Origin of the sequence: Rhodopila globiformis (assembly GCF_002937115.1) — a bacterium.
Classification (GTDB): Bacteria; Pseudomonadota; Alphaproteobacteria; order Acetobacterales; family Acetobacteraceae; genus Rhodopila; species Rhodopila globiformis.
On sequence record NZ_NHRY01000267.1, the window covers coordinates 1 to 25007 of the forward strand.

The following is a 25007-nucleotide window of genomic DNA, read 5'->3' on the forward strand; positions in this document are numbered from 1 at the left end:
GGTGCCGACCGCGACCGAGGGATGGATGCCGAACAGCAGCACCAGCAGCGGCGTCATCAGCGAGCCGCCGCCAACCCCGGTCAGCCCGACCAGCATGCCGATGCCAAAGCCGACCGATGGGTAGACCGCCCCCATCGTCACCGACTGACACAAGTCCCGCGTGACGCGGAAAGTGGCAGCAGCCCGGCGCTCGTTGGTGTCATCCGATGCCTCCTGTCACCCCGGCATTGTCCATTTTCGTCTGACATCGTTATGACATCAGGCAACAAAGCTTCTCGCCCGGCCACCGGGCCCCTCGTTCGCCCGACACAGACCGAACGGCATGGCCACGCTGCGATCGGCCGGATGCGCCAGAACCGTTCCGCCTGGAGGCACCCGCGCCAGGTATTTCGATCTCCCGGCGCCTGGTGACGTGAGCAAGCGATTCCCTCATGGTCCGGATGCTTCAGCCTGGCGCAACGTTTGCGGCGTACAAACGACCGGCTGCCACCGCATTGGCGCCAGGACAGGCTTCCAGCCGTGGACGAACCGCCTGCATCGTCACAGCAGCCCTTTACCCACCATGACGTTACGGCAACGCCCGTGCCGCCGCCCTGCCAGTTTCAACGCCCATGCGTCTGCCAGCGACAGCGGCCGGCATCCAATGTCGTTACAATGATCACCTGCCGCGGCGCCGCCGGGGCAAGGCTGCCGTAGCCCCCAGCAAAAGTCCGAAGTTGCACCGAAAGCCAACATGATCATTTCGTATCCTGGAAGCGGTGCGTCTGGCGGAAAATCCTGACGGCCACGCATCTGATTACATGCCGCAATGTTTAGCCCCTTCCCGCTGCCGACGCAACCAGGGCAATCGCCTGAACAGCCAAGGCATGTCTCCCCGAACGCCGCGCTCTTGCACGCAATACGGGAATTATCGGCGAAACATTCAGAAATTTAGCAATCATCATGCGAAATGGATGTTGTAGCAAACTTGAGAGTTCATGGGGCGCTCGATCCCCGCCACGCTCCCAGTGACTGAAGAAGAGCCCCACCCGGCAGGACAGTGACATTGGTTGCGATTGATAGAGTATCGGCCACGGCCCATGACCCGCCTTGCGAATACGGCTCCGCACAGCGGCAGCGCTGGCCGGCTGCCGCGCCGAAGGCCGCGGACAAGGCGCCGCGCCGGCAACATCGTCCTCGTGCCCGGGCCAGCGCCAGCCCCAGCCGGTGACGGTCCCGGCGTCCGGGGCAGGCACCGTGGCGAGTATCCTTTCATGCGCTGCCGCCAAACCGGCGGCCCGTGCAAACCCGGAGCTCGTCACGACAATTGCATGAAAGTCTGATGTCACCGCGATGTCCCATGAAAGGCTGAACGAGCCGCCGCACAGGACGGCGAACCGCGTCCTGCCAGCGGTCCACTCAGACTGGGAAATCTCCCACTTCCTCGGGACATCGCGCGGGACTCAAGACAGCACCCTGTTCCCTGCCTCGCCGGAGCGGACGCGCGTGCGGCCGCGGAACGCGGCTTCCTGTCGCGGCGTCCGGGCATCTTGCCGGTGTCGGCGACCCGGCGCGCTTATGATCGTCAGGTGTCCTCGCCCAGGGCGTGCTTGCGGAGATCCCGCAGCTTTTCCTCGCCGCCGGGAGTCCTGGGATCGATCTCGAGCACCTTCTGCCAGGCAGCGTAGGCGCCTTTCCAGTCCTGCCGCGACGCGGCGATCTCGGACAGGGTGCGGAAGGCGGCGAAGTTGCGCGGCTCCAGCTTAATGGTTTCCTCCAGGTCGCGGATGGCGCCCGTCACGTCACCGGCATGGAAGCGGGCGATGGCACGCTGGTGCCAGGCCTCGGCGTCATCGGGCTGCAGGATGATGGCGTCCGAGAGCGAATCCACCGCCTCGTCCGTCTGGCCCGCCTGCAGCGACCGCAGGCCGCGGCTGATCAGCAGGGTCACCGCCGGCGTGCCGGCGTGCAGCCAGATCTGCTGCACCTGCTCTTCCAGCATCATCGCCGCCTGCTCGTCCGGCGCCGTCTTCAGGGCGTCCAGCAGGCGGTTGACGGCGGCCCGCCGCCGCGCGGCCGGCGTGTCCGCCTGCGGCCCGCCTACCGGCGGCTTGTCCGCGGGGGACCTGACCGCGGGAGGATTATCGGCAGGAGGCTTGTCGGCAGGAAGCTGGGCCTGGGCGGCAAGGCAGGCAGCCAGCAGCCAGCCCGCCACCGCCAGCCAGGGCCGCCCGCGGGCCATCAGCCCGGTATCCCGGCCGGACGCGGCCCGCCGGCCATCCAGTCCAGCAGTTCCACCGTATGCACCACCGGCAGCGAATCGCCCGCCAACTGGGTGATGCAGCCGATATTGCCGGCGGCGACCAGGTCCGGCTGCGTCGCCTTCAGGTTCTCCAGCTTGCGCGCGCGCAGCCGGTGCGAAATGGTCGGCTGCAACAGGTTGTAGGTGCCGGCGGAGCCGCAGCAGAGATGCGGCTCCTTCGGTTCCACCACGCGGAACCCGGCGCGCTTCAGCAGCGCCTTCGGTTCGCCGGTGATCTGCTGGCCGTGCTGCAGGCTGCACGCCGCATGATAGGCGACGGTCAGGTCCGGCGCCGGTCGTGCCGGCGCATAGCCGAAGCGGGTCAGGAACTCGGTGATATCCAGGGCCAGAGCAGCAACCTTTTCCGCCTTCTCCCGCCACGCATCGGGTTCCGAGCGGAACAGGAAGCCGTAGTCCTTGACCGTGGTGCCGCAGCCCGAGGCGTTGATGATCACCGCATCCAGCCCCTCCCCCGCCGCCTCGCGGCTCCAGGCGTCGATGTTGGCGCGCGCCAGGGCCATGGCCGGGTCGTGCTGGCCCATGTGGTGGTTCAGCCCGCCGCAGCAGCCGGCACCCTGCGGCACCACGACCTCGACCCCCAGGCGGGTCAGCAGGCGGATGGTCGCCTCGTTGATCGCCGGGTCCACCACCTGCTGGGCGCAGCCGGCCAGCAGCGCGACGCGGGCCTTGCGGGTGCCCTGGGCGCGATGCACGCCGGGCCGTTCCGTCGGGCTGGCGGCCGGCACCGTCGCCGGCGCCAGCCGGAGCATGGCGCGCAGCCGCTGCGCCAGCATGGAGTCGCCCGGGATCAGCCCGGCCAGCGGCCGCGCCGGCCGCGCGGCGGACAGCAAGGCGCGCAGCAGGCGCGGCCGCGGCAGCACCACGCCCAGCACCCGGCGCAGGAAGCGCTCGGCCGGCGGGCGGCGATAGGTCCGCTCGATATAGGCGCGGGCGTGATCGACCAGGTGCATGTAGTTCACGCCCGAGGGGCATGTCGTCATGCAGGACAGGCAGGACAGGCAGCGATCGATGTGGCGCACCACGTCCTCGGTGGCGGGGCGCCCGGCCTCCAGCATGTCCTTGATCAGGTAGATGCGCCCGCGCGGGCTGTCGAGCTCGTCGCCCAGCAGCACGAAGGTCGGGCACGTGGCGGTGCAGAAGCCGCAATGGACGCAGGTCCGCAGCACCGTGTTGGAGACGGCGGTGTCGGGGTCGCGCAACTGTTCGGCGGTGAAACTGGTCTGCATGAATGCGCTACTCAAATGCTTGCGTGGGCGGCAGCATGCGGTGCTGGCGGATCATGACGCCCAGGCAGGTGACGGCGGTGACGAGGAAGGCCAGCGACAGCCACGGGTTCACCCGGTTGTAGAATGCGACGATCACGATCATCGCCAGGCAGAAGGCCATCATCAGGAACTGGATATTGGTGACCGAGTTGGGCCGCCGCAACTGCACGTGCTGGTATCCCGACAGATAAATGGTGACCAGGAACAGGATGTTGGTGATCCAGGCAGGCATGAAGATCATCGTCAGGCTCCTGCGTAAAGCCGACCGGGATTGAGGATATTGGCGGGGTCGAGGGCGGCTTTCACCTGCCGGCTGATGCGGGCCAGCGCGGCCGGCTCATCAGGGATCACACGGACGGCGCCGCGCAGCGCGTCCGGCGCGCGCAACAGGGTCCAGGTGCCCTTCACCGCCTGCGCCGCCGCCTCCACCGCCAGGTGGGTCGCCGTATCGGCCGGACCGGCCAGCCAAACCAGGCCGCCGCCCCAGTCGAGGAAGCCGCCGACGCCATGCGGGCGCAGCGCTGCCAGCACCGACGGCCCCGCGGACGGGCGCACCGAGACGCGCCAGACAGCGTCCTCCGGTCGCGCCGCCAGCGGCTGGGCGTCGCGGACATCGCGCCAGACCGTCCGCGAGGTTTCGGTATCCAGCGTCAGCGCGCCCGCCACCGCGAACTGGTCGCGCAGCCGGGCGATGCGGTAGGCGACCGAGGGCGCGAACTCCTCGATCCGGATCAGCGCCGCCGATTGCCGCAGTTCCGCCAGCGCGGGGATGGTAGCGACAGCCTCCGCCGGCAGCCAGGCGGCGCCGGAGACGCTGTAGGGCGAGCCGAGCGCATTCGACAGCGCGGCGACGGCCGCGACGGCATCCAGCCCCGGCAGCACCAGCGTGCCGGTTGCCTCCGGCGCGGGCAGCACCTTCAAGGTGATCTCGGTGATGATGCCCAGCGTGCCGTGGCTGCCGGTCAGCAGCTTGCACAGGTCGAGGCCGGTGACATTCTTGAGCACCCGCCCGCCGGAGCGGATGACCTCGGCGCGCCCGGTGACCGCGCGGATGCCCAGCACGTGGTCGCGCATCGCGCCCCAGGCGACGCGGCGCGGGCCGGACAGGTTGGTGGCGATGATCCCGCCCAAGGTCTGTGGTTTGCCGGTACTGCCGAGCAGCGCCGACAGGTCGGGGGGCTCGGCGATCATGTACTGGCCGGCCTCGGCCAGCGCCGCCTCGATCTCCGGCAGCGGCGTGCCGGCCCGGGCGGAGAGGATCAGTTCCTTCGGCGCATACAGCGTGATGCCGGACAGGGCGGCGGTGGAGATCGTCCGCGCCGCCTGCACCGGGCGCATCATGCCCGACTTGGTGCCGTTGCCCTGGACCAGGATCGGCTCGCGGGATTGGACCGCCTCGGCGACGGCGGCGACGATGCCGTCCTCAGTCGAGATGGTCACGCTCAGGCCGCCTGCGCCGCGGCTTCGGGTTCGGTCAACGGGAACACCTTGCTGGGGTTCAGCAGCCAGTCCGGATCGAAGGCGGACTTGATGCGGCGCTGCTGGTCGAGTTCGTGCGCCTGGAACTGCACCGGCATCAGGTCGCGCTTTTCCACGCCGACGCCATGCTCGCCGGTCAGGCAGCCGCCGACTTCGACGCACAGCTTCAGGATGTCGGCGCCGAAGGTTTCCGCCGCGTGGAAGCTGGCCGGGTCGTTGGCGTCGAACATGATCAGCGGGTGCAGGTTGCCGTCGCCGGCGTGGAAGATGTTCGCCACCTTCAGGCCGTAGCTGTCGGACATCTCCTGGATCCGCCGCAGCACGTCGGGCAGGCGGCTGGTGGGGATGGTGCCGTCCATGCACAGGTAGTCGGGGCTGATGCGGCCGACGGCGCCGAACGCGCCCTTGCGGCCTTTCCAGATCGCCAGCGACTCTTCGGCCGACTGCGAGACCTTCAGGCTGATCGGGTCGAATTTGTTGCAGATTTCGGTGATCTGGCCCAGCAGGCGGTCCTGTTCCTCGACGCAGCCTTCCACCTCGATGATCAGCATCGCCTCGGCGTCCAGCGGGTAGCCGGCGTGGGCGAAGGCCTCGCAGGCGTGGATGGCGGGACGGTCCATGAATTCCAGCGCCACCGGGATGATGCCGGAGGAAATGATGGCGTCGACGCAGGCGCCGGCGATTTCATTCGAGCGGAAGCCGACCAGCATGGCGCGGGCGCCTTCGGGGGAGCGGAGGATGCGGACGGTGACCTCGGTGATCACGGCAAGCTGGCCCTCGCTGCCGGTCAGCAGGCCGAGCCAGTCGTAGCCGGCGGCGTCGAGGTGATCGCCGCCGATGTCGATGACCTCGCCGTCGATGGTGACGATCTTCAGGCCGAGCAGGTTGTTGGTTGTGACGCCGTATTTCAAGCAGTGCGCGCCGCCGGAGTTCATGTTGACGTTGCCGCCGATCATGCAGGCGAGTTGGGAAGACGGGTCGGGGGCGTAGAAGAAGCCGGCGCCGGCGACGGCATTGGTGATGCCGATGTTCGTCACCCCCGCTTGCACTACCGCCGTGCGGTCGCCGAAGTTGATGTCCAGGATCTGGTTCATCCGCATCATGCCGACGACCACCGCGTCCTGCATCGGCAGGGCGCCGCCGGACAGCGAGGTGCCGGCGCCGCGGGGCACGATGCGAACGCCGTTCTCGTGGCAGAAGCGAAGGATTGCGGCGACCTGTTCGGTGGTCTCCGGCAGCACCACGGCGAGCGGCGGCTGGCGGTAGGCGGACAGGCCGTCGGTTTCGTAGGGCTTGAGCCGGATGGGTTCGGCGATGACGCCGCTTTCGGGCAGCAGGGCGCGCAGGCCTGCGACGATACTGTCGCGGCGGGCCATCACATCAGGCTTGGGCGGCGGCTGACGGATCATGGCGGGTTCCTTCCTGCAACAGTGGCGTTGTTGGAAGATAGCGCTTTTTTGGGGTGATGCCAGGGTGGGATTGCGAAGGGAAAGCGGTGGGGCAGACGTGCAGTCGGCAACCGTCCGTCCGGCAGGGCTGGCCCAGCTCATCGGAGACGCCCGGCCCCGGAATCCGCGCGAGCCTTCGGTCATGCCGATCGTAGCCGAGACAAGAGCGAATCATGTCGGCTGGGGGAGTGCCAACGGCGGCGGGCGTGCGGCAAGGTCGTCCAAAATGTAACCACAGAGGAAAGCGGAGGACCGCGGCGGGCCACGGAGAAAAGACCATGAGCGTCACGGCCAGCACTGCCGGGCCATGCGGCGCCAGGCATCGCCGCATGGCCGGATCGGTGAAACAGCCTGCCACGATGGCGCCATCCGCACCGGGCCGCGCGAGGTCGCCCTGATCCCCTGTAGCCCTCCATGCCCCTCGGCTTCTTCTCTGTGCGAACAGAAATACGCCATCATCCGCGCTGCCCCCGCCAGGGACGCACCACAGCAGACTGCAACCATGCCGGAACAAGAGGGCCCGCCTCTCACTCATCCACCAATGCATGCGGTGCCGGTTTCCAGCCGCACAGCAGGCGCTCCAGAATTCAAGGCTCGTTCAATCAAGCAAGCTCCAGGTCGAAACGCGTCCTTGCGATTCGTGCCTATTGGAATGTGCTTGCGCACGTCCACCTGGAAGCGTCACTTGGTCAAAGCCCCGAACGATCGTTTGACCACTCGTATGACAGGACCCTTGGCACGTATGGCAGTCGAATAATTTGGCGGCAAGCGTCGTGTCCTGGCGTTCCATCTTCAGCCGCATGATTCTTCATGAAGCAATTCCGAGCGGTCTGCGATCCGGCACTGGAATGTCCAACACGATCGCCCTACGATAGCCGCCATGAACGACACACCGTCCTCTGCGAAGCATCCGCCACCCGAATTGCTTGAGGTTCTTGCCGAAAGTGATGCTGACTTCGCGGCTGGCCGCGTTGTGCCGGGCGATGTCGCCATGCGCGACCTGCGTGATGGCCTCGCTCGGCTTGAAGCAAAAGCTTCCGCCGCGAAATGCGCGCGAAAGGATGCAGCCGGACGTTGATTGGCTTCACGGCGCGAGCGGCGCGACAATTTCGGGAACTTCGTCAGCACTACGAAGACCGTGAGCGCCCGGAAGCGATCCGAGCATTGATCGGCGCCTTGGAACAGGCAAGCCGTATGATCGAAGCTGCCCCAGAGCTGCGTTCCCTGCCCCGAGACCATACCCCCAACTCGCCCGGCCGGGACGAGCGTGGGTAAAGTCCGGGCGGTATTGGATTGCCTACACCACCACTCGTCCGCCTGTGATCGCGGCTGTGTTCTATGAAACGGCGAACATTCCTGGCCGCTTGTAGCCGCCGGGCCTGTTCGGGACAGGCTGATCAACCGCCTTAACCTGACCGGCAATCGAATACGGGCGGATCGAATCGGCCTTTTCTCGCCAATGTCGCCGAACTGTCGAGCACCAGACTCACGGGCGCCCTTCATCCCGGTCGGCCTTCCATTCGGCCCACTCGAACGAGCCGAATTTACGCTGCTCGGCACGAGCCCGGATGCGCTGAACGGCAGCCCGCACCTCCTCCCGGTTGATCGGCTGCCGGGCGGGCTCGATGCGAGCAACTTCCTTGCCGTGACGCGTGATCACGACTTCTTCGCCATGCTCGACGATATCAAGCAACTGGCCAAATCCATTCGCCGCTTCGAGGGCACCGACGGCACGCATAGGAGTCTCCATACGGGGCCAAGCACTCTAGCTTGGTATCGACAGCCGCGCCCATCTATAAAATGAGACAGCGGCATCTAACATCTGGATGCGAAAGTGTCAGGCGATGATATCGTGATCTGGCCAGGACCACGAAAACTCACTCTTACTACGGTTCGTGCCGAATCGATGACCGCCGCCCCTGCTATCGACATCGGGGATGGGAAGGCGCGCCAGGGCAAAAACCCGGAACCGCGTCATCAATAGTCGGGATGCCCGAGGGCGGCCGTGCCCCCCCTCTCGGCCGGCATTCGTCGGCAAGGCGCCATCCGGCGGTATGGAACGTAGCCGCACCTGGCTGATTGAATCTCAAGAACGACGACATCGGCCGGCCGCGCGGCGCTCGCTCAAATGCCGGCGAAGTGTCCTCGGTCACAGCCACCCGTGTCGTCCTGTGGGATCACATGCCCATCAAAAGGAGGAATGACCCCATGCGTACCAGCAAAGAAACCCTGGCCCTCAGCGTCGTCATCCGCCGCACCCACGTCGGCGCCGCCCCGTTCAACTGGGAAGTGCACCGGTTCGGCGCGCCGGCCCCGGTGCAGGTGTCGGCCGAGCGGTTCCGCAGCATGGAGGCGGCCTATCAAGCCGGACAGGCATGCCTGGCCGCAATGATCTCGAAGCGGCCGCGGCCAACCGGGCCGGAGGCATAGCGGCGGCCCGCGTCGCATCATGAGAGAGAACGGTCGCGGCCACCACGGCTTGCTCCGGACCCGCCTCGTCCCGATGCGCAGGGGAGCGCACTGGTTCGTCAGCCCGTCCCGCCTGCCGCGCCGCGGATCCGTTGCGCATAGACGTTGATGACCAATGCAACCAGCAGGATCAGCCCCCGGATCAGGATCTTGAGGAAACTGTCGATGTTGACGTGATCGAGGCCGTTGTTCAGCACGCCGAGAACGAACAGGCCGATGATCGTATTGCCGATCCCGCCCTGGCCACCGAACAGGCTGGTGCCGCCGACGACCACGGCCGAGATGCTGTCCAGCAGGTAGGTATCGAACTCGTTCTGCTGCGCGCTACCGAAATACGCCACGCCCAGCATGCCGGCGACGCCCGAGCAGACCGCCGATATGATCATCACCACCGACAGGATGGCCCGTACGTTGACGCCGGAATATTCCGCCGCCTCCCGGTTGCCGCCGGTCATGTAAACGTAGCGGCCGAAACGGGTATAGGTCAGCACGACATGCCCGGCCAGCAGGAACATCGCCGTTACGATCACGATCCAGGGCACCGGCCCGATCGAGCGCGATCCCAGCGTCGCGATCAGCGGCGGCACGGCATAGGCGATCTGTCCCCGCACCAGCAGCGCGCAGATCCCGGCTGCGATCTGCAGCATCGCCAGGGTCATGATGAAGCTCGGGATGCCGATGCGCGTCAGCCCGAAGGCGTTGACCGCGCCCAGGGCGACGCACACCGCCAGCGCGAGGATGATCGCCGCCCAGCCGGGCAGAGGCACGTTGGCGATCGTTACGCTTGGGTCCTGCACGGTGAACCAGGCCACGACGATGCCGGTCGCGTTGGCGATGCTCGCCACCGACAGGTCGATCTCGGCGCACAGGATCACGAACGTCAGCCCGACGGCGATGATCCCGGTCACCGAGATCTGCGTCAGGATGTTCTGCAGGTTGCCGAAGCTCAGGAACGAGTCGCTGGCGATCGAGAAGAACGCCACCAGCAGAAGCAGCGTCAGGAACGGCGCGATGTTGCGCAACTGCCCCTGTAGCCGCATGGTTGCGCGGGATACGGCGATCTGTTCGCTCATGACGCTTCCAAAAGCCGATCCTTGCTGACCCGCTCATCGGCAAATTCGCGCACGATCCTTCCTTTCTTCATCACCAGAATCCGATCCGCCAGCGACAGGATGGTTTCCGGTTCGGCTGAAACGACAATCACCGCGATGTCCTGCCGCACCAGGCCGCGGACGATCTTGGTCACGTCGTCCTTGGCGCCGACATCCATGCCGCGCGTCGGCTCGCTGAGGACCAGCACGCGCGGCAGGTGCGTCAGCCACTTGGCCAGCGCCACCTTCTGCTGGTTGCCGCCGGACAACGTGCGCAGCGCACGCTGCACGTCCGGCGGCCGGATGCGCAGCCTCGCCGCATGATCGGCAGCGATTTTGCGTTCCACCCGCGGGCGCAGCCACACGCGGCCGATGCGGTCCAGGATCGAGATCGTTACATTCTTGAACACGGGCTCCGACCCGAACAGCATCATGCGCCGGCTCTCCGGCAGGAAGGCGATGCCGGCCCGCCGCGCCTGCGTCGTGGACGCCAGCCGCACCGGTTTCCCATCCAGCGCGATGCGTCCGCGCGAGGCGCGCAGGCGGCCGAACAGGGTATGGGCAAGCTCCAGTTGCCCGGAGCCGAGAAAGCCGTAGATGCCCAGCACCTCGCCCGCCCGGGCACGCAGCGAGACATCCTGGTAGGTGCCCGGGCGGTCCAGGTGCTCGACCTGCAGCACGACCGGGGCGTCCGGCTTGCTGCGCAGCGTGATGCCGGTGAGGTAGGTTTCCTCCAGCGCCTCGTGCCCGGCGCCGATCATCCGGTCGATGATCCAGCGCTTGTTGATGCGCGGGCACGGCTCGGTGGCGATGGCGTGGCCGTTGCGGAACACCGTGACCCGGTCGCAGATCGCCAGCACGTCGTCGAGAAAATGCGAAATGAAGATGATGCTGCGCCCGGCGTCGCGCAGCCGCCGCAGCACGCTGAACAGTCGTTCCACCTCCGGCGGCGCCAGGGCGGAGGTTGGTTCGTCTAAAATAATGATCCTGGCGCCGGAGAACAGCACGCGGGCGATTTCCACCAGTTGCTGCAGGCCGAGCGGCAGGTCGCCCATCCGCGTGCGCGGATCGATGTCGATCCCCAGGTTTGCCAGATGCTCGGCGGCGCCGCGGCGCATGCCCGGCCAGTCCAGCAGGCCGCTCTTGCGCAGCGGCAGGGCGCCCATGTGGACGTTCTCCGCCACGCTCAGGTCGGGCATGATGGCGAGTTCCTGGTGCACCATGCCGATGCCGGCGGCGCGGGCGTCGCGTGGCGAGGCGAAATGAACCGGCTGCCGATCGATACGCATTTCGCCGAGGTAGCCGGTGTGCACCCCGGCGATGATCTTCATCAGCGTCGACTTGCCCGCGCCGTTTTCCCCCACCAGGCCGTGGATCTCGCCGGCGGCGAGCGAGAAGTCCACGCCGCGCAGCGCCGTCACGCCGCCGAAGCTCTTGGTAACGCCTGAAAGCGCGATCACCTCCGGCGCGATGGGATCCGGCACTGGTCGGTCAGATCAGGAAGTGGCGTTCCATCCACATCAGGCCAGGGGCGTTGGCCTTGGTGACCACCGGACCATCGACGATGATGTTCTTTGGAATGCCCTCCGGCCCGGTCTTTTCTCCCGTAACGACCGCGGCGACGCCGGCGACGATCGCGCCGCCATGGATGCGGCACGACGGATTGCGCACCGTGGCCAGCATCCGGCCGTCGCTGACCGCTTCGAGCGCCGGCGGCATCGCGTCGCAGCCGCCGATCTTGATCTCGGTGCGGTTGTGCGCCTTCATCACGTTGTAGGCGGCAAGAGCCATGTCGTCGTTATGGAAATAGGCGGCGCTGATCTTCGGATATTTGGTCAGCAGCGTCTCCCAGATGCGGGCGACCTTGGTGACGTCCCAGTCGGCCGGCTGGGTGTCCAGCACGTCGATCTTCGGATACTTCTTGACGACGGAACGGAATCCCCGCGCGCGGCCCTGTGCGCCGGTGTGGCCGAGGGCGCCCTGGGTCATGATCATGGTGCCCTCGCCGCCGATGGCGTCCACCAGCGCCTGGGTGACCGAGGCGCCCATGAACTCGTTGTCGGGCGCGAGGAAGCTGTGCACGTTGATGGTATTCAGCGGGGCGATCAGCGTGTCCATGTCGATGACCGGCGTGCCGGCGTCGATCAGCCTGTTGACCGGCGCCGTCAGCGTGCCGATGCCGAACGCCTGGATCGCCACGAAGTCCCATTTCTGCGAAGCGAGGTTGTCAACGGCCGCGCGCTGCTTCTGGGCGGCGAGTTCGCCGTCGAACCACGTCACGTCCACGTTGAACAGCTTTCCCCAGTATTCCGCCGCCTGCTTGCCCTGCGCGCACCAGGTTGCCTGAAGGCCGGCGTTGGAGAACGCGGCTTTCAGCGGCTTTTCCGATCGCCCGGCGACCTTGCCCATTTCCTGCGCCAGCGCCGGGTCGATGCCGAACGCCGCCAGTGCCATCCCGATACCGCCGAGCGAGCCCTGCAAAATGTCCCTGCGCCTGGCCATTGCCGTTCCCCCTGTTCTTGTCCCGGACGATAATGCCGGGCCTTGTGCCCCGCAATCCGGTGGGCCGCCGTTAACGGCCGGAAAGGGTTCCGCCCCGGGCTTAGTGACGGCATCGTGATTTAAGGTGTGCTGCGGCCCGTTTGTTTGGTTCGCTTGGATAATTTCATTCCAATCTGTAACCATCCTGACAGGTGCCGGTTGCGGCAACGCCACGCCGTCCGGCTGTCCACGCATGGCGCCTCAGGGCATGAATGCCGTGCTGCCGCCGTCGACGATGATTTCGGTCGCGGTGATGAAGCGGGCCTCGTCGGACGCCAGGAACAGCACGGCGTGCGCGACGTCCCAGGCGTCACCCATGTGCCCCATCGGCACCGCCGCATTGCGCGCCTCGATCAGTTTCTGCGCGTCGTTGCCGCCGACGGTGCGGGCCAGGCGATATTCCACCAGCGGCGTGTGCATCAGCCCCGGCACCACGGTGTTCACGCGGATGCCCTTCCTCGCATAGGTGCCGGCGACCGAGCGGGACAACTGGATCACCCCCGCCTTCGACGCGCTGTACCCCACATGCGATCGGCCGCTCAGATAATCGTTCCGCATCCCCGCCACCGAGGCGATGTTGACGATCGCCCCCCTGCCCTGCTCCACCATCACCGGCAACACATACTTGCAGCCCAGGAAAGCGGTTTTCAGGTTGAAGCCGATCTGCCGGTCCCAGGTTTCCTCGTCCATGGCGACGGGATCGCCGGGGGCGGAACCGCCGACATTGTTCACCAGGACGTCGATGCGCCTGAAGCGGTCGATACAGGCCTGTACCATTTCCCGGACCTCGGCGGCGACCATCATGTCGCAGCGGTGGGTGGCGCAGGTGCCGCCTTCGCCGTCGATGATCGCCTTTGTCTCGGCCATCGCCGCGTCGTTGATGTCGAGCAGGAACACCGATGCGCCCTGTCGCGCGAGCAGGACCGCGGTCGCCTTGCCGTTGCCCCAGATCGTGCTGCCGGCGGGGCCGACCGATCCGGCGCCGGCGACGATGGCCACTTTTCCTGCCATGCTGAGCATCTTCGTTCCCTCCTGCCGGTCCGAGAGTAACGCGGCCCGGCATCCGCGCAAGGCTCGGCCGGTGAACGGCGAGGCAGCTGGCGCGGCCAGCGGCAGGAAAGATTCGATATCGGAACACTACGACATCATATTGCGGGCGCGTTCCGAGCTTCACCGGTCAGGCTGAAAGAATATCCAGCAATTTGAATCCACCTCGGGCAACCGGAAGTCGGTCTCGTCTCCGCCTGTCAATGGTGGTTTGCTCCTATGAAAATTCGGTTTCGTAGGCGCCGGCGGTGCAGAAACCGCTGGCCAGGATCGGCCTGACGCTGCATGACGTGGACCTGATGGAACTGAACGACTCCTTCGCCCGCCAGGCCGTCGCGATGGCGCGCCAGCCAGGGCACCGCCGCGCCGGCCGGGCGCGCGTGAGGCCGCCATGCTGCTCAGCCTCGGCCTGATCCTGCTGTGCCAACTGATCGGCGAGGCGATCGCCCGCGGCACCGGCATTCCCGTCCCCGGGCCGGTCATCGGCATGGCGCTGTGCGTGCTGCTGCTGTTGGCGCGCGATGCGCTGGTCCGCTGGATGCCAACCGAGCTACGCGACGGCACGTTCGAGACGACCGGCCGCGGCATCCTGTCGCATCTGTCGCTGCTGTTCGTCCCCGCCGGCGTCGGCGTGATTCAGCGCCTGGACGTGCTGGGCAGCAACGCGCTGGCGCTCGCGGTGGCCGTGGTGGCGTCCACGGTGCTTGGCATGGCGGTCACCGCCTGGGTTTTCAGCGTCGTGGCACGGTGGACCGGTGAATAACGAAGTTTTCGCCCTGTGGGTGTATCTGGCGCGGACGCCGCTGCTGTGGCTGACGGTGACGATCCTGGCCTATTGCCTGTGCGTCCGGATCGCCGATGCACTGCGCCGACCGCCGCTGGCCAATCCGGTGCTGATGTCGGTCTGCCTGGTGGGCCTGCTGGTGCGCGTCACCGGCACGCCGTATGCCACGTATTTCAACGGCGCGCAGTTCATCCACTTCCTGCTCGGGCCGGCGACCGTGGCGTTGGCCATTCCGCTGTACCAGAACCGCCGCCTGGTGCTGCGCGCGATCCTGCCGATGGCCTGCGCGCTGCTGGCGGGCTCGGTCACCGCGGCGCTGTCGGCGATTCTGGTCGCGCGGGCGCTGGGGGCGTCGCCGGTGATCGTCGCCTCGATCGCGCCGAAATCGGTGACCGCGGCGGTGGCAATGGGCATTTCCGGCCGCCTCGGCGGCGACGTCGCGCTGACCGCGGTGCTGGTGATCCTGACCGGGATCCTGGGCGCGATCATCGTCACGCCGCTGATGGACCTGCTGCGAATCCGCGACAAGCGGGCGCGCGGCTTTGCCGCCGGCCTCGCCGCGCACGGCATCGGCACCGCGCGCGCCTTCCAGGTCGATCCGCTGGCCGGCACCTTCGCCGGGATTGCCATGGGCCTCAACGCGCTGCTGACCGCGGTCCTGGTGCCGCTGCTGCTGTAGCGCGACGGCAGAGCCTGTCCGGACGGCTGCGCCCGCGTCCCGGCTGATCGAGAGCCACCGGAAACGGACGTGCGGCTATAGCGTCCAACGACGCAACCACAGAGTTGGCAGTTGGCGCGCCGGCACCGCGATGGCGGAAAGCGCGCGCGGCCGGTGCTCCCCCACTGGATGCACACACTTTGGAAACAACCGCGAAATCAGGGACTTGCCCGGCGGCCCGGCGCGTTCCTCCATCATTATGGCGGCCGCAGGCCCACCATCCACGCCTTCTGCCAACAGCAGCACCGCACGGCGTGCATGGCGGCCGGCACCATTGCGCTCTCCGGCGCCAAACACCGCCGCCCCGCCGGACCGATCAATCGCCCTGCCACAACAGCAACAACCGCACGCCGCCGCGCAAAGTCCCCCTGATCCTCGGGGGCCCTCCGCAGTGCTCCGTTTTCCTCTGTGCGAACCGACAGCCCCATCACCCACCCCGCCGCCGCCGGCGAGGCACCACCTCCCCCCCTTCCAGTCACCAATCGATCAGCACCAAGGCCGGCGGCGCGGGCGCCGGCTCGGGCAGCGCGGCCTCCACAGGCAGTGGCGCCGGCTGCCAAGTGGCGAAGCCGTTCAGCAGCAGCACGAGTTCGCCCGTCGGCAGCGGCAGGCCGCGCAGGATCAACTCCTCCCCATCCGGACCGCGCTGCGGCAGGCCGGCCGCGTCCCCGGCGCACAGGATGGCGACGCGGTCCGCCGCCGCGGGATCGGCCCCGTCGCCGGCCAGCGGTTCCCGCACCAGCGCCTCAAGCGGCATGTCCTCCCGCAACGCCAGGCCGAAAACGCGGGCAAAGGCCGTGTTCCACCGGGTCAGCCGCAAGCCGGAGTCGAACAGCGCGATCCCGTCCGAGGCATTGGCGACAACGGCGTCGATCCGGGCGGCATCGCGCTGGGCCCGGGCGCCGCTGCTGGCTTCATCCGCGCGCAGCCGTTCCAGCTCGATCTTGCTGCGCTCATACAAGCGTTCGTGCCGGCGATAGCTGCGCAACGCCGCAAGGCCCCAGGACAGCGCCCCGGCAACCAGCAGGACCAGCTCGGTGGCGGCCCCGGCGACGCCACGCGCCGTGGCGGCAAGCGCGTTCGCCGGCGCCATCACCTCCGCCCAGCCGGCGGCGACGACGACCATCACCTGGCGGTCGCCGACACGATGGAACGCATGCAGCCGGATCACGCCGTCCATGCCGGTCGGGCCAAGCCAGGTGCCGGCGGACGAACGGCTGATCGCGCCGTACATCGGGGTGTTCGAGATATCCTGGTCCGGCTGGCGCGCCGCCGGGCCGACGACGGCCTGCAGGGCGCCGCTGTGCGTGTCCACCAGGGCGGCGATGGCACTGAAGCCGAGCCCGGCCTGCGCGAACAACCGGGTCAGCTCGACAGGACGGTACGACGCGCCCAGCAGCCAGCCCGCCGGATGGTCCAGTCCGCGGATGATATACATCAGGTAGCGCCGCGCCTCGATCGGCGATCCGCCCGACGCCTGCGCCGCCACGCTGTCCGCTTTCGCCGTGCCGTCGGGTTGCAGGGTTTCGAGCGTGCCGTCCGGAAGCGCCGTGTAGGCGCCGCGGACACTCTGACCGACGGCCTGCGGGATGATATCCTGGCGGATGACATGCCGCTCGTCGCTGATGAACACGTCAGCGGCGACCGCCGTCAGGGCCGGCAGCTTCTGCCGCCACTTGACCAGGTTCACCGGGGCGCTGTTCTGCGCCCAGGCATCCTGGATGATCGACAGGCTCTGGTCGATCATCATAAGCTCATGCGACACGGTCTCGGCGATGATCGCCGCCTGGCCGGCCAGCACCTGCTCGGCGCGCTCGCGGACGTCGCGGTTCTGGTCCTGGATGGCGCGGCCGGTGACAAGCCAGATCAGCGCCACCAGAGCCAGCGCGACGACGACGATGGCGCCACCGGTCACGAGATCACCGGCGCGGAGCCGGCTGCGCGCGGCCAGCGGTGCCGGAACAGGCTGGAATTGCTGGTAGCGCGTGGACCCTGTTCGCCGGTGCCGGCGGCGCTTGGCGCTGTAACTCATGCCGTTGATGAACCAGTTGGCTGAATGGTCCGCCGTGCCGGGCGACGCCGCCGCGCGGCAATGTTTTGTAATTCTGATTATATCGGTATGGCAATATGAACGTGGCCCCGCCGCGACACGGATTCTTCGGCAGATCCCGCATCGGCGACCCTTGATCCGGTCCGCGGCATGACCATCTGGGGCAGACGAAGATGACCCGACCGGCCCCCGTGCGCCCCTGGACGGGCAAGACGTGCTGGTTCAACGGTCTATCCTTGACTTTTGGTCTTGTAGTCCCGATACCGCGCCCGTCGCGTGGGCGGATGCAGGCACGCCGCACTCGGGACTCGCGTTTGACCAAAGCGCGCAATTTTGCGCCATGACCGCACACACGCCATCGACTGGACCGGATTTGACCGAAGCAACCACCGCCTCACGGCACCCGACCGACCTGGAAGCGATCGTCGCCGCGCCGGCCGGCTCCGAACCGGAAACCGCCATGCAGGACCAGACGGATGAGCCGGTGGGCGAAGTCGCCGAGGCGGGCACGCAGGACCGTTCCGGCGGCCGCGCGCCGGTGGAGAGCCGGAACGAGCCACAGGAAGCCAGCATGATCGGCACCGCGGATGAGCCGCACGAAGCCGGCATGATCGCCACCGCGGACGAGCCGCAGGAAGCCCGCGTGGTTGCCACCGCGGATGAGCCGCAGGACGCCAGCGGGGACGAGCCGCAGGACGCCGGGGCCATTCCGATCGCCGAAGGCCCGCCGCCGGAGCCGGTGCGGACCCTGTTCTCCGATCTCGGCCTGTCGGATGAGGTGCTGCGGGCAATTGCCGACATGGGCTACCGCCACCCGACGCCGATCCAGGAACAGGCGATTCCGTCCGTTCTGGCGGGCCGGGACGTGATGGGCATCGCCCAGACCGGTACCGGCAAGACCGCCGGCTTCACCCTGCCGATGCTGGACATCCTCGCCGGCTCGCGCGCCCGCGCCCGCATGCCGCGCAGCCTGATCCTGGAGCCGACGCGTGAGCTTGCGTTGCAGGTCGCCGAAAATTTTGTCCAGTACGGCAAGTACCTGAAACTGAACCACGCCCTGATCATCGGCGGCGAGAGCATGAGCGACCAGAAGGACCTGCTGATGAAGGGGGTCGACGTGCTGATCGCCACCCCCGGCCGCCTGCTGGACATGTTCGACCGCGGCTCGATCCTGCTGTCCGACACCCGCCTCCTGGTGATCGACGAAGCCGATCGGATGCTGGACATGGGCTTCATTCCGGACGTCGAGCGGATTGTTTCGCTGCTGCCGAAGACGCGACAGACGCTGTTCTTCTCCGCCACCATGGGGCCGGAGATCCGCCGCCTGGGCGATGCCTTCCTGACCAACCCGAAGGAGATCGCGGTTTCGCGCGCCGCCTCGGTGGCCACCACGATCACCGAGGGCCTGGCGCTGGTGGCGCAGCACGACAAGCGCGAGGCGCTGCGGCGGCTGGTTCGCTCACAAAACGTGCAGAACGCGCTGATCTTCTGCAACCGCAAGCGCGACGTCGACATCTTGTACAAGTCGCTGACCAGGCATCATTTCGATGCCGGCGCGCTGCACGGCGACATGGCGCAGACGCTGCGGTTCCAGACGCTGGAGAAATTCAAGGCCGGCGATCTGAGGCTGCTGGTGTGCAGCGACGTCGCCGCCCGCGGCATCGACATCGGCGGCCTGTCGCACGTGTTCAACTTCGACGTCCCGATCCACGCCGAGGACTACGTCCACCGCATCGGCCGCACCGGCCGGGCGGGCCTGGAAGGGCGTGCCTTCACCATCGCCGAGCCGGAAGACCGCTACGCCGTGGAACAGATTGAGAAGCTCATCGGCCACGCCATCCCACCGGTGGTGGTGGAAGGCCTCGACCCGGTGGACTGGGCGGAAAAGGACGGGCGCAAGCGGCGCGGCCGCAAGGCAGCGGAGCCGAAGAAGCCGGCCAAGACGCGCGAGGCGAAGGAAAAGCCTGTCCGGACCCGGTCGCGTGCCGCGAAGCCGGTGCCCGAGGCGGTGCCGCAGGCCGAGCCTCCGGTGGCAACCGAGCGTGCCCCGGCCCGCGGCGACGCACGGCGCGAGCGCGAGCCACGCCGGGAGGAAGCACCGCGCAGCGACTACCGGCGCGACGAACCTCGCCGCTATCGGCGCGACGATGACCTGGGACCGGCGGTTGTCGGCTTCGGCGACGACATCCCGGCCTTCATGCTGGTGCGCGCCAGGCCAAGAACATCGTCCGAGAGCAGAGAGAGCGACGCATGAATGATGCCCCTGTCCAACGCAAGAGCCATTTCACGCATTTTGCCTGGGATGATCCGCTGCGGCTGGACAGTGCGCTTTCGGAAGACGAACGGGCGATCCGCGACGCCGCGCACGCCTTCTGCCAGGAGAAGCTGTTTCCCCGCGTGCTGATGGCCAACCGGCTGGAGACGTTCGACCGGGCGATCATGAACGAATTCGGCGAGATGGGCTTCCTCGGCGCGACGCTGGAGGGCTACGGCTGCGCCGGGGTCAACTACGTCAGCTACGGCCTGATCGCGCGCGAGGTGGAGCGGGTCGATTCCGGCTACCGCTCGGCGTTTTCGGTGCAGTCCTCGCTGGTGATGTACCCGATCTACGCCTTCGGGTCGGAGGACCAGCGGCAGAAATACCTGCCGGGACTGCGCAGCGGCGAGCTTGTCGGCTGCTTCGGCCTGACCGAGCCGGATGCGGGATCCGACCCGGCGTCGATGCGCACGCGGGCAAAGAAGGTGGACGGCGGCTTCGTGCTGAACGGCTCGAAGACCTGGATCACCAATGCGCCGATTGCCGACGTGCTGGTGGTCTGGGCCAAGGACGACGCCGGGGACATCCGCGGCTTCATCCTGGAACGCGGCACGAAGGGCCTGGCGCAGCCGAAGATCGAAGGAAAATTCTCGCTGCGGGCCTCGGTGACCGGCATGATCATGATGCAGGACGTGTTCGTCCCGGCGGAGGCCATGCTGCCGGGGGTGAAGGGGCTGCGCGGCCCGTTCTCCTGCCTGAACAACGCCCGCTACGGCATCGCCTGGGGGGCGCTGGGGGCGGCGGAGTTCTGCTGGCACGCGGCGCGGGACTACACCATGCAGCGGATGATGTTCGGCCGCCCGCTGGCGGCGACGCAGCTGATCCAGAAGAAGCTGGCCGACATGCAGACCGAGATCACGCTGGGCCTGCACGCGGTGCTGCGGCTGGGGCGGCTGATGGACGCGCACGACGCGGCGCCGGAGATGATCAGCCTGCTGAAGCGCAACAACTGCGGCAAGGCTCTGGAGATCGCCCGGGTGGCGCGCGACATGCACGGCGGCAACGGGATCGTCGACGAGTATCACGTCATCCGGCACGTGATGAACCTGGAGACGGTGAACACCTACGAAGGCACGCACGACGTGCATGCGCTGATCCTGGGCCGCGCGCAGACTGGGCTGTCTGCCTTCGGCGGCTGACGCGCCGGCAGGGCGGACGGGCTTGGCGTATAAGCGGAACGAGCAGAACACGCTGGCGACCTGGTGCTCCACGCTCTGTTTGGCGGAGCGCCCAACCGGGTTGCCGGCGGTGCGTAGCTTTCGCCGCCGGTGCTGCTTCGCCGGCTGATTTTCAACACGGAGAAAGCGCGGAGGGCGGCGGTGGGCCTCGGAGGGCTTTCGCGGGACGGCGGCTGCGGGGTCCGGCTGGCAAGCGTCCGACTGGTAAGCGTCCGGCTGGCAAGCGTCCGACTGGCAAGCGTCCGACTGGCAAGCGTCGGCTGGCAAGCGTCGGCTGGCAAGCGACAGGAGCATCAGGCGCTTCGCGCGAAGCGCAGTATCCGCTTTTCTCCGTGGCCCTCCTCGCCCTCCGCGCTTTCTCCGTGTTGAAAATGCGCGGGCAAATCGGCCCCGGTCATAGCCCCATCGGCACCGCCGCCCACAACCCCGTCCGGGCAGCCGTGACGGCCGGCGGGACGGGAATGCCAGATATTTCTCCGCCGTGGCCCTCGTGACGCCAATTGAAGCGGTTATTTCGCGTCGGCTCCCTGTTGCGGTGCCGACGCCGGGAGCCGGCCAACTTTATGGGGCATGACCCGGCACGACCTCCGCCCGCCCGGCCAGAACGCTTCCGCATTACAATTGGACACCGCAATTTCATAGTTCCGCCACGAGCGCCGCTGTAAGCTGCTTCCCGCGACAAGAGCGGTGCCGGACGCACCGCCCACGAAACAGCAGAAGGGCCGCCCTGTGCGCCCTCGAAGTCTTCGGCTCCGCGCCCCGCGGAGCTTGCGTGAATGGGCCCGCTACCACGACATCCGTAAGCGTTGCCTGTTTGAGAAGTATAACGGCAAAGGCACGCCGTACTACTTCGAATACGACCCCAACCACCCCGACGAGCGCGATCCCGCCAACCACCCGCTGGTGTTCCTGGCCGATGGGCAGGTCGTCGGCACCATCCGGATCGACCTCAAGCCCGACGGCCACGCCGTATTCCGCCTCGTCGCCATCGACGATCCATGGCAAGGGGATGGCCTTGGCTCCGCCATGCTCGCCATGGCGGAAGCGTTCGCCGCGGATGCCGGCGCGGACATGATCTGCCTGAATGCCGTGCCCGATGCCTACCGCTTCTACACCCGCCACGGCTTCGCGCCGCAGCGGTGGGTGGGCTGCACCGGCAATCCCACCGAGATCCCGGTGGTGAAGCCCATCGCCGAGGCCATGACGCCGCGCACCCCCATCCCGCCGGTGCCGGTTGCCGTCACGGCGATCGCGCAAGCGGCGGCGTGACTCTGGCGGCGACTCTGGCGACGTGACCCCGGCGGCATGGCGCGGCTGCGCGCTTCGCCATGCCGCCGCCCGGTGCGGAGTGCGTCCGCTCATCCGTCCGGGCGCAACCGGGATCGCCCGCGCAATCCCGCCAGCGGAGCCGGATCGGGAAACAGCCGGCCGAGCGCCTCGCCCAGATAGCCGTAGCCGTCCAACAGGGTGTCGGGCGCATGCTGCACGGCCTCCCAGGCCTCGCCCGACAGCGCCTGCAGGTGCAAATGCGGATACCAGCCGCCGTTCTCGCGCGGCGCGCCGATGACGCCGATCGGCGTGCCGCGGATTATCCGGGCGCCGGCCTGCGGCAACGAGGCATGCGCCAGGTGTCCCAGCAGCACGTATGCCGCCCCGCCCTCGGGTGCATCGGCGCGCAGCACGAACCAGCCGCCCCAGCCGCCGCCGGACGCGCGGCACGGCACGGCGTGCATGACCTCGCCCGAAACCGGCGCCAGCACCGGGGTTCCCACCGGCACATTCAGGTCGATGCCCAGGTGGATGGTGCAGCCCTCCGGCAGGTAGTGTCCCCGCCACAGATGCGCGCGGTCCTCCAGCCATCCGCCCCAGCAATGATCAGCGCCGAGCCGGGCGGCTGCCTCGGCCACCCAGCGATCGCAGAACCAGGGATCGTTCAACGGGTTGACGCCGTCCGTTGCCGGGAAGGCGGCACGGGCCAGCGCATCCAGATCCGCCTCGATCCACCGCCGATCGGCCAGTGTCGGGAATATCCAGGGCGCCTGCGGCATGGTCGTGATGCTCCGGGAATGGGGCCCGGGGCGGACCCGCCGCCGCCTGAGTATCGTCTCACGGCGCCGCAGGCTACCGCCTTTCACCGGCGGCTGCCCGGGCAGCCAGGGCTCGCGCCCGGGTAACGGGAACGCCGTCCGCCGCCGCCGGATGCGTGGCGAGGCCGGGCGCGGCCTGCATCAGCAGGTCGCGGAACGCGCGCCACAGCGGCTCGATCCGGTCGTCCGGGACCAGATGGCGGCACAGCGCGCCGTGGCCGAAGTCGGGGTCGCTGTCCAGGTCGACGAGGCCGACCAGGAAATGCCGGAACGCCGCCAGCGAGGGCTCGTCCCAGTCACGCGCCCGCAGCACCGCGCTGAAGATCCGCTCCAGCCCGCCGTCCTCGTAGCTTGGCAGGCTCCTGACACGGGTTTCGGCGCCGGTGCGGCGGATTTCCGCCAGATAGGCCGCGCCGAGCCGCTCGATCCGCCCCCGCGTCTCCCGGTCCAGGCTCGACAGCGCCAGGACGCGGCGCATGAACTCGCCGTGGTTCAGCTTCTCGCTCGGTTCGGCCACGCCGGGATACGGGGACAGGTCATCGCTGTTGCAGCGCCCTTCCCGCAGTTCGGCCAGCAGATGATCGAACGGATGCAGCCGGCAGGCGATTTCCACCGTCTCGCAGAACTGTACCGAGAAGTAGTAGCAGGCCTGGGACACCGCCAGCAGTTCGCTGCGGTCGATTTCGGACCACCGGAAATGACAGATCTCGTCGACGATCGTCTGGTAGCCGGGGTTGGTTGGCATGGCTCGTCTCTGCGCTGGAGGCTGCGCACAGCCTGGACTCGACGGCGCGCCCGGGGTTTGATGCAGATCAAATCGGTGTCGCAACAGACGCGCCGCCGGCGGGTTGCCGATCCGGGGCGGCGCCAGCAACAGACGGCCATCATCGGCAATCGCCCGCCGGGGTGGCCTCATCGCCTGGCGCATAAATCCAATGCGGAGATTCCCAGTAATGATCACGCCCGGGCAAGCCTATCTGAGTCGCGGAAGCCGGACATCCCGCCCGACTACTGGAGATTTTCCGATGAAAACCATGATTCTTGCCGCGGCCGCCGCGCTGGCTCTTGGCGTGGGCACCGCCAGCGCGCAGGGCATCGGCGCCGGTATCCATGAGCCGATGTATGGACAGAAGTGGGTCCAGCAGCAGCTCGCCGAGCGTCACAACACCAATACGGCGCATCCCGAGAAGTCCGCGCGCGAAGTGCCATTCTGGAACTTCTGGAGCAAGCGCGGCAGCTGATCCACACCGCAGCCAGGACGCTGGAGGCCGCGCGCCGCGCGCCGCCTCTTCGTCATGGCGGCGACGCGGGACATGAGCCCGGGTACAGGCTCCGGGCCGCAATTCATGCTTTGTCTGGTTGGGCGCTGCAGAACGTGGATGCCGGGACTGCGTCTGGCATGACGACAGGGCAACGACCGCGCCATCCATCAGGCTGGCACATGTGCAAATTGTCCTATTGGTTCCGTTTTAATAACTATTCCAGGAACATCAGGCAACCGAGACCCCAACCTGAACAGACCAAACGCCGGCAGAATTGAAGCCGGCGGCGTGGCTATCCCTCGCTGGCCAACGCATCCGTGTGCCACCATACGCGCCGCGTTCCCAGGTATCACGCGGGCGCGGCAGCCGCCGCGTCGTCGATGGAGGCGAGGATGTGCAGCCAGACCAGTCCCAGTCCACCGCGGCTTGGCCAGTTCATCGCTGCCTTCACCCGCTTGCTCGATACGGCGCCGGCCGAGGACGTGATCCTGCAGCGCGGCGGCGCCTTGCTGGCAACCCTGGTGGCGCAGGACGACTGGTTGCCCGAGCCCTTCGCCGCACCTGATCCGCTGCGCTACCGGCAATACCTGCTGCATTGCGACCGGCAGGAGCGGTTCTGCGTCGTCAGCTTCGTCTGGGGCCCGGGACAGCGGACGCCGGTGCACAATCACACCGTCTGGGGCCTTGTCGGCATGCTGCGCGGCAAGGAGATCGCCCAGGATTACACCCTGGCGCCCAATGGTCATTTGATCGCAGGCAAGCGGCACAGGCTGTCGCCGGGCCAGATCACCGCGGTCTCGCCCCGTATCGGCGACATTCACACGGTGGAGAACGCCCTGCCCGACAGCAGTTCGGTCTCGATCCACGTCTATGGCGCGAATATCGGCACGCTGCCGCGCACGGCGTTCGACCTGGAGACCGGCGCGCCGAAGACGTTCATCTCGGGCTACGCCGAACCAGCGTGACCGC

At 67.6% G+C, this 25007-nt stretch carries 23 protein-coding genes and 1 pseudogene; 10 read left to right on the forward strand and 14 right to left on the reverse strand.

Features of this window, described 5'->3' with window-relative positions:
• From CCS01_RS35570 to CCS01_RS29720, 6 genes and pseudogenes are all read right to left on the reverse strand, one after another.
• Nucleotides 1-135 (reverse strand): annotated as a pseudogene (locus CCS01_RS35570) (sulfite exporter TauE/SafE family protein); the annotation flags it as partial.
• A 1429-nt stretch (nt 136-1564) separates the two neighbouring features.
• Nucleotides 1565-2221: a tetratricopeptide repeat protein gene (locus tag CCS01_RS29700; RefSeq protein ID WP_104522416.1), complete on the reverse strand. Its 657-nt coding sequence runs from the start codon at nt 2219-2221 to the stop codon at nt 1565-1567.
• The gene (gene glcF, locus CCS01_RS29705) at nt 2221-3528 is read right to left on the reverse strand and encodes a glycolate oxidase subunit GlcF (RefSeq protein ID WP_104522418.1); all 1308 of its coding nucleotides are present in this window, start codon (nt 3526-3528) and stop codon (nt 2221-2223) included. Before glcF ends, CCS01_RS29700 begins: the two co-directional genes overlap by 1 nt.
• A gap of 7 nt (nt 3529-3535) precedes the next feature.
• Complete coding sequence (locus tag CCS01_RS29710) at nt 3536-3808, reverse strand: hypothetical protein (protein WP_104522420.1); 273 nt, start codon at nt 3806-3808, stop codon at nt 3536-3538.
• Nucleotides 3809-3810: 2 nt separating this feature from the next.
• A complete protein-coding gene (locus tag CCS01_RS29715) occupies nt 3811-5007 on the reverse strand; it encodes an FAD-binding protein (RefSeq protein WP_104522422.1) in 1197 nt (398 codons plus the stop codon).
• A gap of 2 nt (nt 5008-5009) precedes the next feature.
• Nucleotides 5010-6455 (reverse strand): FAD-linked oxidase C-terminal domain-containing protein, encoded by a 1446-nt coding sequence (locus CCS01_RS29720; RefSeq protein WP_104522424.1) that lies wholly within the window; start codon nt 6453-6455, stop codon nt 5010-5012.
• A gap of 919 nt (nt 6456-7374) precedes the next feature.
• On the opposite strand from CCS01_RS29720, the gene CCS01_RS33300 reads away from it, so the two are divergent.
• Nucleotides 7375-7572 (forward strand): hypothetical protein, encoded by a 198-nt coding sequence (locus CCS01_RS33300; RefSeq protein WP_146102027.1) that lies wholly within the window; start codon nt 7375-7377, stop codon nt 7570-7572.
• Nucleotides 7573-7980: 408 nt separating this feature from the next.
• Here the strand turns inward: CCS01_RS33300 and CCS01_RS29725 are convergent, their stop codons facing one another.
• Nucleotides 7981-8232 (reverse strand): type II toxin-antitoxin system Phd/YefM family antitoxin, encoded by a 252-nt coding sequence (locus CCS01_RS29725; RefSeq protein ID WP_104522426.1) that lies wholly within the window; start codon nt 8230-8232, stop codon nt 7981-7983.
• A 470-nt stretch (nt 8233-8702) separates the two neighbouring features.
• Here CCS01_RS29725 and CCS01_RS29730 point away from each other — a divergent pair, with 470 nt between their 5' ends.
• Complete coding sequence (locus CCS01_RS29730; protein WP_104522428.1) at nt 8703-8924, forward strand: hypothetical protein; 222 nt, start codon at nt 8703-8705, stop codon at nt 8922-8924.
• A gap of 98 nt (nt 8925-9022) precedes the next feature.
• Here the strand turns inward: CCS01_RS29730 and CCS01_RS29735 are convergent, their stop codons facing one another.
• From CCS01_RS29735 to CCS01_RS29750, 4 genes are all read right to left on the reverse strand, one after another.
• Nucleotides 9023-10036, reverse strand: coding sequence for an ABC transporter permease (locus CCS01_RS29735; protein ID WP_104522430.1), 1014 nt, complete (start codon nt 10034-10036; stop codon nt 9023-9025).
• A complete protein-coding gene (locus CCS01_RS29740) occupies nt 10033-11538 on the reverse strand; it encodes a sugar ABC transporter ATP-binding protein (RefSeq protein ID WP_104522432.1) in 1506 nt (501 codons plus the stop codon). The genes CCS01_RS29735 and CCS01_RS29740 overlap by 4 nt, the downstream gene beginning before the upstream one ends.
• Nucleotides 11539-11545: 7 nt before the next feature.
• Nucleotides 11546-12556 (reverse strand): sugar ABC transporter substrate-binding protein, encoded by a 1011-nt coding sequence (locus CCS01_RS29745; RefSeq protein ID WP_104522434.1) that lies wholly within the window; start codon nt 12554-12556, stop codon nt 11546-11548.
• A gap of 240 nt (nt 12557-12796) precedes the next feature.
• Nucleotides 12797-13606, reverse strand: coding sequence for an SDR family NAD(P)-dependent oxidoreductase (locus CCS01_RS29750; protein ID WP_104522476.1), 810 nt, complete (start codon nt 13604-13606; stop codon nt 12797-12799).
• Between the two features lie 284 nt (nt 13607-13890).
• Here CCS01_RS29750 and CCS01_RS29755 point away from each other — a divergent pair, with 284 nt between their 5' ends.
• From CCS01_RS29755 to CCS01_RS29765, 3 genes are read left to right on the forward strand one after another with little or no spacing between them, the layout of a single operon-like run.
• The gene (locus CCS01_RS29755; RefSeq protein ID WP_104522436.1) at nt 13891-14055 is read left to right on the forward strand and encodes a hypothetical protein; all 165 of its coding nucleotides are present in this window, start codon (nt 13891-13893) and stop codon (nt 14053-14055) included.
• Nucleotides 14034-14405, forward strand: coding sequence for a CidA/LrgA family protein (locus CCS01_RS29760; RefSeq protein WP_104522438.1), 372 nt, complete (start codon nt 14034-14036; stop codon nt 14403-14405). The genes CCS01_RS29755 and CCS01_RS29760 overlap by 22 nt, the downstream gene beginning before the upstream one ends.
• On the forward strand, nt 14398-15105 hold the full coding sequence (locus CCS01_RS29765) for an LrgB family protein (protein ID WP_104522440.1): 708 nt from the start codon (nt 14398-14400) through the stop codon (nt 15103-15105). Before CCS01_RS29760 ends, CCS01_RS29765 begins: the two co-directional genes overlap by 8 nt.
• A gap of 514 nt (nt 15106-15619) precedes the next feature.
• On the opposite strand, the gene CCS01_RS29770 is transcribed toward CCS01_RS29765, so the two are convergent.
• Complete coding sequence (locus tag CCS01_RS29770) at nt 15620-17176, reverse strand: PAS domain-containing protein (protein ID WP_104522442.1); 1557 nt, start codon at nt 17174-17176, stop codon at nt 15620-15622.
• Nucleotides 17177-17534: 358 nt separating this feature from the next.
• Here CCS01_RS29770 and CCS01_RS29775 point away from each other — a divergent pair, with 358 nt between their 5' ends.
• The 3 genes from CCS01_RS29775 (at nt 17535) to CCS01_RS29785 (ending at nt 21958) form a co-directional block, all read left to right on the forward strand.
• Nucleotides 17535-19448, forward strand: a complete 1914-nt coding sequence (locus CCS01_RS29775; protein ID WP_408887521.1) for a DEAD/DEAH box helicase — start codon at nt 17535-17537, stop codon at nt 19446-19448.
• Complete coding sequence (locus CCS01_RS29780) at nt 19445-20650, forward strand: acyl-CoA dehydrogenase (RefSeq protein WP_104522444.1); 1206 nt, start codon at nt 19445-19447, stop codon at nt 20648-20650. Before CCS01_RS29775 ends, CCS01_RS29780 begins: the two co-directional genes overlap by 4 nt.
• Nucleotides 20651-21457: 807 nt before the next feature.
• Nucleotides 21458-21958 carry a GNAT family N-acetyltransferase gene (locus tag CCS01_RS29785; RefSeq protein WP_158258679.1) on the forward strand — a complete coding sequence of 167 codons (501 nt, stop codon included), beginning with the start codon at nt 21458-21460 and terminating at the stop codon, nt 21956-21958.
• A gap of 89 nt (nt 21959-22047) precedes the next feature.
• Here CCS01_RS29785 and CCS01_RS29790 read toward each other — a convergent pair whose 3' ends face one another.
• A complete protein-coding gene (locus CCS01_RS29790) occupies nt 22048-22737 on the reverse strand; it encodes a peptidoglycan DD-metalloendopeptidase family protein (RefSeq protein WP_104522448.1) in 690 nt (229 codons plus the stop codon).
• 73 nt (nt 22738-22810) lie between these two features.
• Nucleotides 22811-23521, reverse strand: a complete 711-nt coding sequence (locus tag CCS01_RS29795) for a hypothetical protein (protein WP_104522450.1) — start codon at nt 23519-23521, stop codon at nt 22811-22813.
• Between the two features lie 280 nt (nt 23522-23801).
• Here CCS01_RS29795 and CCS01_RS29800 point away from each other — a divergent pair, with 280 nt between their 5' ends.
• Nucleotides 23802-24017: a hypothetical protein gene (locus tag CCS01_RS29800; RefSeq protein ID WP_104522452.1), complete on the forward strand. Its 216-nt coding sequence runs from the start codon at nt 23802-23804 to the stop codon at nt 24015-24017.
• Nucleotides 24018-24430: 413 nt separating this feature from the next.
• Nucleotides 24431-25003, forward strand: a complete 573-nt coding sequence (locus CCS01_RS29805; protein WP_104522454.1) for a cysteine dioxygenase family protein — start codon at nt 24431-24433, stop codon at nt 25001-25003.
• The last annotated feature ends 4 nt before the right edge of the window (nt 25004-25007 follow it).